The following is a 10,709-nucleotide window of genomic DNA, read 5'->3' on the forward strand; positions in this document are numbered from 1 at the left end:
ATTCAGGACCCATTTCGCAGGACCCATTTCGGGAGCTCGCCGTCTATGTTCGGTGCAAGTGTACCCCGCAACTGCTTCGAAATCATGACAGTCCCGGGTGGATTGTCGGGGGCCTGCCAACGCCGGACAACGTCAGATGAAACTGTTCAGTGTTCGGATGAGTCGGACGACAGATGTGGTGTTGCACCATAATGAGGCGTTGTGCGGCACGGGCTTACCCTGAATAGGTTATGGTATTCACGGTAGGGTTAGGTAGTCTTTGGGCTTTATAATAAGAACTCTTGAACGCTTAAGTTTCTAACCCGTCGAAGACCCTGTGCCTCTGACCATTCGACGAACGTTGCAAAGGATTACCTGCGTGCCAACGAAACTGTCAGACATTGATAACCTGCCTTTTACCGACCCCAGTAGGTTTGAATGGGACGCCGGACACTACTATATCCGGCGTGATAATGAGCTAGAATTGGGCGAAGAGGCCATTTATCAGTTCTCTTCCGGCATTCTGTTGCGGGTGCTCGATCTGGTCAGTCGCACCGGTGAGCCGGTCCTGGCTGCCGACCCGGGCAAGTTCCTGACCTTTGCCTTCAAGCTGGTGGGGAACAACACCCTGGAAATGGAAGACGGTGCCTTCTACAAGCTGGATGAGGGCTGTCAGCTTCTGGCTTACCACGAAAACAGTCAGACCCTGAAAGACACCTGCAACCAGGGCGATGATTACGTTGCCCTGCTGCTGATGTTGAAACCTGAGATCCTGTCACAGTCACCGTTTAATTTGAAAATGGACGAGCTGCCCAGCGTGATTCGTCAAGTGCGCCAGGGAGCTACCAGTGCGGGGCAAGTCTACGGCATGAGCCCTGAGCTGATACAGGCGCTGCGGGAACTGCTCAAAGGCGATCGACGGGATGCGCTCAACCGTGCCTACCTCGAAGCCAAAACCAATGAAGTTCTGTGTCTGGCTCTGCGTTCCATACTGGATCAGGAACGGCAGCAGAGGTCCTCATCGATTTCAACCCGGGAACAACAACTGATGGCCGAAGCCCGTAAAATCCTGCAGCAACGCTGGCAAAACCCTCCCGCCCTGGAAGAGCTGGGGCAAATGCTGGGGGTGGGAAAAAGCCGGCTTACAGTTTGCTTTAAATGGCTGTACGGCGAATCCATAGGCGGTTATGTGGCTCACATCCGTATGCAGCACGCCCAGCAATTGCTATCGCACTCTACCCTCAATATCAGTCAGGTGGCCTGGGAAGTCGGCTACGAACACCCCTGCAACTTTGTCACGGCCTTTAAACGCCAATTTGGCATGACCCCCAAGTCTTTCCAGAAATTTATGCTGGAGCGCAGCGCCTAGGGTGCGCTGTGCGGAAAGCTGCTGCCCTCAAACCCAATTAAAACCAAATGAAAAACTTTTGCGGCTGTTGGCAAAAGAACTGATTTTTCTCACCTGTTAGCCTGAAACTTCCCAATGAATCGTGTTGCGGCAGGAGAAGTTTTATGGTTTTACAGTTTTGTTCGGGACGGGGTAAATCTGCCCGTTTCACTCTTCCTTTACTGGTGTCGGCCTTGTTTCAGGTGGGGCAGCTTCAGGCTGCGCCTGATCGCATCTGGTATAACGGCGATGTCCACACATCCGATCGTTCTTCTCCCGCCGCTCAGGCTTTTGCCATCGAAGATGGAAAGTTTGTTGCCGTAGGTTCCAATAACGACGTTCGCGCGCTGGCTGATGAAGACACTGTGCAAATGGATCTGAACGGTAAGACGGTTCTGCCGGGTATCATCGACGGCCACTTCCATCTGTTCAGTTGGTACGAGATCAGCCGCGGTGTCGATATGACCGGGGTCAACGATGTGGGTACCTGGGTGGAACAGGTCAAACAAAAAGCCAAAGAGACCCCCGCTGGTGGCTGGATTATCGGCGGCGGCTGGGATCACAATGCTGCAGGCGGAGTTTTTCCCACGGCAAGCCAGCTGGATGAGGTAGCTCCTGATCATCTTGTAGCACTGGGTGATATCGATCACCACACCATGTGGGTTAACAGTAAAGTCCTGAAGAAATTCAATATCACCGCCGATACGCCAAGCCCATTCGGTGGCGAGATTGTGAAAGACCCCGCCACCGGCGAACCCACCGGTATCTTGAAAGAAACAGCGGCGTTCATTGTCTGGCAATCGGATGCGTTTTTGCCGAAAAAACCGGAACGCAAACAAATCTGGAAAGACGCCATTGCCTACATGAACAGCCTGGGCATTACCGGCATGCACAATATGGGTGAAGCCTGGCAGATGGACGATTTGATTGAGCTGGTGGAATCGGACGAGATGCCCATGCGCATGTGGTATGCCCCCATGGTGCACAGCGGCAAGGAAGTGAAAGAGCTGTTACCTGCTTACAAATCCATCAATGCCCGCGCGGCAAAACACGCCGACAAAGGGCCGAACTTTGCCTTCGGTTACATCAAGGGCGTCACCGACGGAGTTCTGTCCAGCCGAACTGCGGTATTGGAAGAAGAGTACAGCGATGCGCCGGGCGAACACGGCAAATTCTTTATTGAACCCTCAGAAGCCAAAAACATCGTTCGTGTGGCCAATGCCGCCAACATTCCCGTAGCCCTGCACGCCGTTGGTGACGAGGCCGTGCATGAAGCTCTGGATGCCTTTGCCGCCTCAACCCGCAAGCCGGATCTGCCCAACCGTCTGGAGCACATCGAAGTGATGCTGCCGGAAGATCTGCCGCGTTTTCAGCAACTGAATGTTGTGGCTTCCATGCAGCCACAGCATGCGGTGAGTTCCCCTTATGTACCTCAGCGTATTGGTTCGGAGCGCGAAGAGTGGGCTTACAGCTGGCGCAAAATCCTCAACTCCGGAGTCAGACTGGCACTGAGTAGCGACTGGCCGACTTCTTCTGCGAACCCTCTGGCACAGCTCCACGGTGCGGTGACCCGTCAGAGTCTGGCAGGCGAGCCCGAAGGTGGCTGGCATATCGATCAGGCGTTGACGTTTGACGAAGCGCTCTACGCGATGACCGAACAGAGCGCGGAGTTAAGTGGCTGGCAGCAGGAGATTGGCAGCATCAGCACCGGTAAATGGGCGGACTTCGTGATTCTCGATCGTCCCATAGTATTGCCCGTTGATTTGAAATTACTGGAGGCAAACGTCGAGGCAACCTTTATCGCCGGTGATGCCGTCTATCAGAAAGCCGATCAATAACAACCAAAAAAACAGAACCCTAAAAGCATCTCACCAAAGAGTGAGTGAAACATCATTACAAAGCTCAGAGACCTAAAAAAGTACGTCGGCAGTGCGTGTCGGCGACACAATTCCAAAAAAATGAGGAGCTCACAATGAACCCTGGAAAGTCCACGCTATTGGCAGCAGCGATTGCCGCCAGCCTGCCCATGACCACTCTTGCGGAAGGCGATTACCGCATTGAAGAAGTGGTCGTTACTGCACAAAAGCGCGCGCAATCCGTATCGGATATTGGTGTGACCGTTACGGCATTTGGCGGTAATGAAATTAAAGCGTTGGGGTTTCAGAAACCTCAGGACGTAGCCGCCCAGACGCCGGGTCTGTCCACCACCAATGCCACCTCCAGCGGCACGCCCATTTTTGCGATTCGGGGGATTGGCCTCGATGATTTCAACAGCAACAACACCAGCGGCGTCGGCGTTTACATCGATGAAGTACTGGCCGCTTATCCGGTATTTTTGAACGGTCAGTTGTTCGATGTGGAGCGGGTGGAAGTACTTAAAGGCCCGCAGGGCACTCTCTATGGCAAGAACACCACCGGTGGTGCCATCAACTATGTGTCCGTCAAACCGTCTGCCGAAACCGAGGGCTACATCACAGCCGGTTTGTCTCGCTGGAACACCTACAAAGTGGAAGGCGCCGTGGGCGGTGCCATTGCCGATGGCATCAACACCCGTCTGGCGATCTCCACCAGTAAAGGCGATGGCTGGCAGGAAGACATCGATACCGGCCGTGAATACGGCGATACCGATCAAATGGCTGTCCGCTCTCTGACGTCTTTTGAACTGTCCGATTCCAGCGAGCTGCTGTTAAACCTGCACTACAGCAAGGACGAAAGCACGCCCATCTCGCCCCAGAATACTGAAATCGATTATGCTTTTGGTCTGCCGGACGGCACCCTGGGAATCATCTCGTCTGACCCTCGCGATGTGCGGGTAGGGGACTTGCCTCTGGGACGGGATGAAGAAGGTTACGGCGCATCGGCGACTCTGACCGTCGACTTTGACGCTTTCACCCTGACCTCGATCACCGCCTACGATTACTACGAGCGCGATGTGGTGGACAACTACGACGGCGTTGCGGTAGCCATGGGTGATTTCGCCTTTAAAGACGAATTTGAAGTTTACTCGCAGGAGTTTCGTTTCACCTCCAACAGCTCCGGCCCCTTCCATTGGGTCAGCGGGCTGGTGATTTCACAAGATGACGTGTCGGCCACCACCACGGCAGATACTGGTTCTTTGATTGATGCGATCATTGGCCCGGGGCTGGTGGACAGTGCCCGCACCGCATCAGAGTATGTGCAGAAAACCCAGTCGCTGGGTGCTTACCTGCACACCGAAACCGACTTAACCGATCAGCTGTTGTTGACAGTAGGCGTGCGTTACTCGCAAGACAAGCGCGACTTCAAAGGCGGCTCAACCGATCTGGATGGTTGGGATGCCGTGCTGGGCGGTGCGCCTGCGCCGGTACCGGGGGTGGTGACCGCTTACCTTGACGATGCCAAAACCGAGCGCAATGTCTCCGGCAAAATCGGTCTGGATTACAACGTCAATGAAGACTGGCTGGTTTATGGCAGCCTTGCGACCAGTTACAAGGCGGGTCTGTTCTACGGATCGCCGGCGGCCTCTCAGGATGCCCTGTCCTACGTCGAACCGGAAGAGGTTGTCTCTTACGAGCTGGGCTTCAAAGGCTCCATGCTGGACGGCACCATGCAGATCAACGGTGCCTGGTATCGCTACGACTACGAGAATCGCCAGTCGCTGGTGATTGCCAACAACCCCACGGTGCCCGGCGCGATCTTCGCGACCCTGGGGAACATCGATGAATCGGTGGTCAGCGGTGCCGAGCTGGAATTGCGCTGGCTGCCCACTCAGGCGCTGGATATTCGTGCCGGGGTTTCCTACATCGATAGCGAAGTCTCCCAGGCCCCGCAAACCATCCGTGGTCTGACTTTGGCGCTGCCCATTGAAGACGGTGTCGATCTGGCTCAGGCACCTCAGTGGTCCTACAACACCGTGGTGCGCTATCAGTGGGATCTCGACGACTTTATCCTCACCGGGCAGGCAAGCTACTCCTGGACCGATGAGCAGTATGGTGCTCTGGCCGATCCCTATGCGCTCTATGGCGAAGTGGACAACCTGGGTCTGCGCCTGAGTCTGGAGCCCCTGTCGGAGAAGTGGCAGGCGGCGCTCTGGGTGGATAATCTGGAGGGCCAAAACGCATCGACCTACTCCTTCACCAGCACCGAAGGGGGCAGGGCAGTCTATCGCCAGCGTCCTCGCAGCTACGGCGTCGAAGTGACCTATAACTTTTGACAAACTTTTGACAGACCACCTCTAAAGGTGGTCTGTCATTCTGGCAGGCCTGTTAGTGCGATTAGTCGCCACTTTCGGCTAATCGCGCCATCTTCTTACCAATTGTTCTAAAAAGCTCAGATCAGAGCCTTTCCCTGCCTTCTTTACATGTCCATAATGATTCAAAAAGAATGAAAGATCCTGATGGAGTGCAGGTTCTGCAGGAGCTCTGTTTGATTTGGAGCAATAAGGAGATATCGCGGGATGAAGGTTGAAAGAGTGATGCGTTGGCCGCTGATTATGGTGTTTTGTCTGGTGGCGACGGTGATGTTTGTTTATGAGTTTATCAAAGAGTGGCTGTTTGATGGGTCTCTATCACCCTGGCAGTCTCATGCCATCACCATTGTGGTGACCTCGTTTTTGGCCACTTTTGCGGCCTGCCTGCTGCGCAGCTGGAGCAACAAGCTGCTCCTGCAACAGCAGACCCTGGAGCTGGAGCGGCAGAAAGCCGTGTCCATGCGGCTGATGCTGTCCGCGACGCAACACATCGTCAACAACCTGCTCAATCAGTTCCAGTTAATTCAGCTGGAAGCGGAGCAGGGCGAGGTCAAGCAGGAAACGCTTGATTTGCTGGAGCGCAGTGTGGCGGAAGCCAAGGAGCAGATTCGGTTGCTGGAGTCCATCGATGATCCAGCCAGAAAAGAAAGTTATGATCGCTTTTATCCGGAAAAAAACGCGGTGGCTGAGTAAATTGCTCTGCCACCACGTTTTGTTGAACGATCAAACATTGATCAGTGGTCAGATGCCGCCGAGGCACATGTATTTGATTTCCAGGTAATCGTCCATGCCGTACTTGGAACCTTCGCGGCCGCTGCCGGACTCCTTGACGCCGCCAAACGGTGCCATCTCGTTGGAAATGATGCCTTCGTTGATGCCGACAATGCCATACTCCAGCGCTTCACCCACGCGGAAGATACGGCCCATGTCTTTGGTGTAAAAATACGCTGCCAGTCCAAACTCGGTATCGTTGGCCATCGCGATGGCCTCTTCTTCTGTCGAGAATTTGAACACCGGGGCCACCGGGCCGAAAATTTCCTCGCGGAACACCTTCATGTCCGGCGTGGCGTTGGTCAAAATGGTTGGCTCGAAGAAGCAGGCGCCGAGGTCAGAGGGTTTGCCGCCGATGGTGGCACTGGCGCCTTTGCTGACGGCGTCATTCACCAGTTGCTCCACGTCCTTCACTGCCTTGGCGTTCACCATGGGGCCGTGGGTGACGCCTTCTTCGGTGCCATTGCCAAGCTTGAATTTGGCGACTTCGGCCTGCAGTTTTTCCACAAACGCATCATAGACACTGTCCTGCACCAGAATGCGGTTGGAGCAGACGCAAGTCTGGCCGGAATTGCGGTATTTGGAGGCCAGGGCGCCCTGAACCGCAGCGTCCAGATCGGCGTCTTCAAATACCATGAAGGGTGCGTTGCCGCCCAGCTCCATGGAAGTTTTCTTGACGGTGGCCGCGCACTGTTCCATCAACGTTTTGCCCACCGGGGTGGAGCCGGTAAAGGTCAGCTTGCGGACTTTGGGGTTGCTGGTCATTTCACCGCCAATCTCACGGGAGCTTTGGCCTGCCACCATGTTAAAGACCCCGGCCGGGATGCCGGCTTCTTCGGCCAGCACACACAGGGCCAGCGCGGACAGTGGGGTTTCTTTGGCGGGCTTGCCGACAAACGTACAGCCGGCCGCCAAGGCGGGGGCGGCCTTGCGGGTGATCATCGCGTTTGGGAAGTTCCAGGGGGTAATGGAGGCCACCACACCCACGGGCTGCTTGATCACCATGATGCGCTTGTCACCACTGGGGGCCGGAATGATGTCGCCGTTGACGCGTTTGGCCTCTTCGGCAAACCACTCAATGTAGTTGGCGCCATAGGCAATTTCACCAGCCGCTTCGGCCAGGGTTTTGCCCTGCTCGGCGGTCAGAATCTTGGCCAGATCGGCCTGGTTTTCCATGATCAGATTGAACCACTTGCGCAGAATGTTGGCGCGTTCCTTGGCCGGCTTGGCCGCCCAGGCGGGCATGGCCGCTTCAGCGGCATCAATTGCCATGCGGGTTTCAGCGGCGCCGTGGTTGGTGATGGACGCCACCAGTTCGCCATTGGCCGGGTTGTGTACCGGTACGCTGTCGGCGGCTTCGGTGAGCCACTGGCCGTTGATGTATGAGGCCGTGGCCAGTAAATCGGGACGGTTCAAGTTGAGCATAATCTTATCCTGTTGAGGTCGTACTAACTAAATGTCACCGTTGAGAACGGTGAATCGCGGATTAATTAATGGGCGCCAGTTTGCAGGGTTAAGCAGCCTGGCCCCGAGCCAAAGTGGCGCCTATTAATGCGCAAAATGCCTGAAAATTCCAATCACTATCAATAATAGAGGTATTGTGGGCAGTTATAGAGGATTTGGCTAGTCCATATTTGGGTTGTACCTGTTGACTGTGCGTGCCTGGATTTTGCTGAGCGTCGGGGGCGAGGTCGCTGCACTTGGCCTTCAATTGCCACAACTCGCCGTGTGCTTGGCCGCGATGCGGGCACTGGTTGTAAGTTGTTCAATCGTAATGATTTTTGACAATTTTATCGCGTCTTTCACAGGATGGTTGACGGCGCCAAACGCCCTGTTATAATCGCGTCCTGCTTTTCGGGAGCCCTCATCCATGAGTGCTTCAATCGATAAGCTTTGTGCCAGCGTGGTGAAATTGGTAGACACAGGGGATTCAAAATCCCCCGCCTTTACGGGTGTGGCGGTTCGAGTCCGCCCGCTGGTACCATCTTTTAAAAAGCCTGCTCTTTGAGCGGGCTTTTTTGTGCCTGTTCTCCGCGTTTTAATGCATTCTCCCCAGCCATAACGCCATTAGTTAAAGGCAGTTAAAGGAGTGATCGCCCTTTTAAACAGCGATCATTGACTGCCAGCTACTGATACCGGGCCCCTGAATAGCAATCTTCCATTCGCGCAATGGAATATCGGGTCTTTTATACTCCCCAACCTATCCCCAATACCCAATGTTGCCTCTCAAAGACCCGTCATCGAAGCACATTGACCCCATGGTCGAGTGTTTGAGGGAGGATGTCGAGTGTTTGAGCACCAATGACGACGGTCAGAAGTGCCCGATCTCGTCATTGCGAGCAGCAGAGACTTTAAGTCACGCGGCAACAAGGTGAATTACCCGAAGGGTAAGAGAGGGTAGCTTGGGCTACCCATAATTAGCACAATGTAGATGAGAACTGCCAAACATGGATTGCTTCTCTACACTGCGTTCCGATCGCAATGACGGAATTTGAGAAAGTGCCACTTGGAGGGAATCTTTCGACAGGATCAGGATAAGCGGCGAGGTGCTGCTTTGGTTGGAGGATATAACACCAAACGAATCTTAATGGGCTAAAGCTCCCATTATTGAGAAGTCATTATTGTGCAGGGGATACTTGCCCAGTAAAGTTGATCTCCATCGAACGATAGCTCCGTCATCATTTAAAAAGGACTTTAAGATGAGTGAAATCCTGCTTTGTAGTCAGCCGTTAAATTCTCAAGCCCTTCAAAGTCAATGCGGCATCAGCATTGATCAAATATCAGCTTTTAGTTGTACCAAGCCTACGGTAGCAGCCGCAAATACGCCTTATATTGTTGGCGCCGACGATGATTCTTATGGCAAAGATATAGTTCGCCAGCTTTCAGAGATGTCTGTAGCCCGGGAGCTTACAAGCCTTTCTATGTCCTATGGCGGGGATAATGTTGTGGCACTGGCAGAAATTATGGCAGATCTAAAAGAGTATAATATCGGCCTGATCGGAGCATCTACCAGCGTCTATGCCAATAGGTTGGGTGGTTTCGCTGGAGCAGTTAAAGATTATCAAGATGCTCTAATGGCCTATCGTGACACAATTACTTCAAATACAGCTGCAAAAGCGGCGGCCAAACAAAAAGCATTGGCAGCTTTTCAAAAATTACAATTTCGATTTAGACATGAGCTCCATGCTGTTAATGCTGGGGTCAAGTCTCGCCGTGGCACCACGCTTTCAAACGCAACGCGTGCGACCAATATTGCCAGAAGTAGCCGTAGCGCTGCCAAGCTTAATGTGACATCGCAAGCTCAGGCCAATAAGCTTGTTAAACTGGCTCAACATGCGAAGTTTTTAGGTAACGGCCTTGCTGTGATTGATTTTACAGGTCGGATCGGAAATGTTCAGGCCAGCTTTCAATCAGGAGGGGAGTGGGAGCGTGAGCTATTTGTAGAATCCAGTAGTTTTGCATTGAGTGCGGTTGCTGGTACAGCTGCGGTGAATGTTGGTGGTGCTGCATTAAGTCTGTTGGTTATGGCAACTCCAGTTGGTTGGGTAGGGCTGGTTATAGGTGGTGTTACAGTTGCGGGTGTTGCTGCCGCTACCTCAATGGGGGTTAACAGGGTTGTTAAAGAAAATAGTGGCAGTTGGTACGATGCAATAATGAAAGTTATAGGGGTTATATGAGTCTATTTGCTAAGGTTCTCGCTGTACCTGCCGTTTTGGCCTTTGTAGCGTGCATTTTGTATGTGCTCTTCGGTCAGATAACTGTAAGAAAACTGCGCAAGAATCCAGAGACAAAAGATGCGCTAGGGTTAGAGTATGTGAGTGGTTGGGACATCATCAATGTTGCCCAAGTGCTGGCATTGCCAAAGTCCTGGAGTCAAAAATTAGGTGCCGGTAAGCTTTCATTTTTATACGCGAATGCCGGTGTCATCTATCTGCATACTACAAAAGTCGACAGATTTCTGGGTGCTTTATTTTACTGGCTGCTTATGATCTCTGGTCTCTCGTTGGCTTTTTTGACTTTAATGGAAGCATTGGGAGTGTTTGATTAATTTTGCTAAATACTGCCAAACATGGATTGCATCTCTTCACTGCGTTTCGATCGCAATGACGGAATTTGAGAAAGTGTCACTTGGAGGGTGTCCTTCGACAGGCTCAGGACGAACGGGATTGGGCTTAGGATGAGCGGGTTAGCCCGGATGTTTCACCAATACCCAGCTCCGTCGTAATCAAGGCCGCGCCAGCGGCCAGTTTGAGCTTCAAGCCCTGATTCAGTTTACTCTTTGAACGATTTCCTTTTTCAGGGCACAACTCCCCCTTACCCCCAGTATTTGTCAGCATGCCGGGG

The 10,709-nt window shown here is 53.2% G+C and carries 8 protein-coding genes and 1 tRNA gene; 7 read left to right on the top strand and 2 right to left on the bottom strand.

Going from position 1 to position 10,709, the window contains the following annotated elements; genetic code table 11:
* Nucleotides 1-358: 358 nt before the first annotated feature.
* From G8770_RS24515 to G8770_RS06620, 4 genes are all read left to right on the top strand, one after another.
* Nucleotides 359-1,348 (top strand): helix-turn-helix domain-containing protein, encoded by a 990-nt coding sequence (locus G8770_RS24515; RefSeq protein WP_167183561.1) that lies wholly within the window; start codon nucleotides 359-361, stop codon nucleotides 1,346-1,348.
* A gap of 143 nt (nucleotides 1,349-1,491) precedes the next feature.
* The gene (locus G8770_RS06610; protein WP_167183564.1) at nucleotides 1,492-3,204 is read left to right on the top strand and encodes an amidohydrolase; all 1,713 of its coding nucleotides are present in this window, start codon (nucleotides 1,492-1,494) and stop codon (nucleotides 3,202-3,204) included.
* Between the two features lie 134 nt (nucleotides 3,205-3,338).
* The gene (locus tag G8770_RS06615; RefSeq protein ID WP_167183567.1) at nucleotides 3,339-5,558 is read left to right on the top strand and encodes a TonB-dependent receptor; all 2,220 of its coding nucleotides are present in this window, start codon (nucleotides 3,339-3,341) and stop codon (nucleotides 5,556-5,558) included.
* Nucleotides 5,559-5,801: 243 nt separating this feature from the next.
* Entirely contained in the window at nucleotides 5,802-6,287 is a 486-nt protein-coding gene (locus G8770_RS06620) for a hypothetical protein (RefSeq protein WP_167183570.1), read from the top strand.
* Nucleotides 6,288-6,335: 48 nt separating this feature from the next.
* Here the strand turns inward: G8770_RS06620 and G8770_RS06625 are convergent, their stop codons facing one another.
* Nucleotides 6,336-7,790 carry an NAD-dependent succinate-semialdehyde dehydrogenase gene (locus G8770_RS06625; RefSeq protein WP_167183573.1) on the bottom strand — a complete coding sequence of 485 codons (1,455 nt, stop codon included), beginning with the start codon at nucleotides 7,788-7,790 and terminating at the stop codon, nucleotides 6,336-6,338.
* 282 nt (nucleotides 7,791-8,072) lie between these two features.
* Nucleotides 8,073-8,288 (bottom strand): hypothetical protein, encoded by a 216-nt coding sequence (locus tag G8770_RS06630; protein WP_167183576.1) that lies wholly within the window; start codon nucleotides 8,286-8,288, stop codon nucleotides 8,073-8,075.
* Between G8770_RS06630 and G8770_RS06635 the strand changes: the two genes are divergently transcribed.
* From G8770_RS06635 to G8770_RS06645, 3 genes are all read left to right on the top strand, one after another.
* Nucleotides 8,263-8,349, top strand: a tRNA-Leu gene (locus G8770_RS06635). The two genes, G8770_RS06630 and G8770_RS06635, sit on opposite strands and share 26 nt — an antisense overlap.
* Before the next feature lie 715 nt (nucleotides 8,350-9,064).
* Nucleotides 9,065-10,042: a hypothetical protein gene (locus G8770_RS06640; protein WP_167183579.1), complete on the top strand. Its 978-nt coding sequence runs from the start codon at nucleotides 9,065-9,067 to the stop codon at nucleotides 10,040-10,042.
* The gene (locus G8770_RS06645) at nucleotides 10,039-10,413 is read left to right on the top strand and encodes a hypothetical protein (RefSeq protein ID WP_167183582.1); all 375 of its coding nucleotides are present in this window, start codon (nucleotides 10,039-10,041) and stop codon (nucleotides 10,411-10,413) included. The genes G8770_RS06640 and G8770_RS06645 overlap by 4 nt, the downstream gene beginning before the upstream one ends.
* Nucleotides 10,414-10,709: the final 296 nt, after the last annotated feature.

It is taken from the genome of Pseudomaricurvus hydrocarbonicus (genome assembly GCF_011602365.1).
GTDB classification, from domain to species: domain Bacteria; phylum Pseudomonadota; class Gammaproteobacteria; order Pseudomonadales; family Cellvibrionaceae; genus Pseudomaricurvus; species Pseudomaricurvus hydrocarbonicus.

Excerpts from the sequence above, each read along its gene's own strand:
- G8770_RS06610 (WP_167183564.1), top strand. The coding sequence starts at position 1,492 with ATGGTTTTACAGTTTTGTTCGGGACGGGGTAAATCTGCCCGTTTCACT.
- G8770_RS06615 (WP_167183567.1), top strand. The coding sequence starts at position 3,339 with ATGAACCCTGGAAAGTCCACGCTATTGGCAGCAGCGATTGCCGCCAGC.
- G8770_RS06620 (WP_167183570.1), top strand. The coding sequence starts at position 5,802 with ATGAAGGTTGAAAGAGTGATGCGTTGGCCGCTGATTATGGTGTTTTGT.
- G8770_RS06625 (WP_167183573.1), bottom strand. The coding sequence starts at position 7,790 with ATGCTCAACTTGAACCGTCCCGATTTACTGGCCACGGCCTCATACATC.
- G8770_RS06640 (WP_167183579.1), top strand. The coding sequence starts at position 9,065 with ATGAGTGAAATCCTGCTTTGTAGTCAGCCGTTAAATTCTCAAGCCCTT.
- G8770_RS06645 (WP_167183582.1), top strand. The coding sequence starts at position 10,039 with ATGAGTCTATTTGCTAAGGTTCTCGCTGTACCTGCCGTTTTGGCCTTT.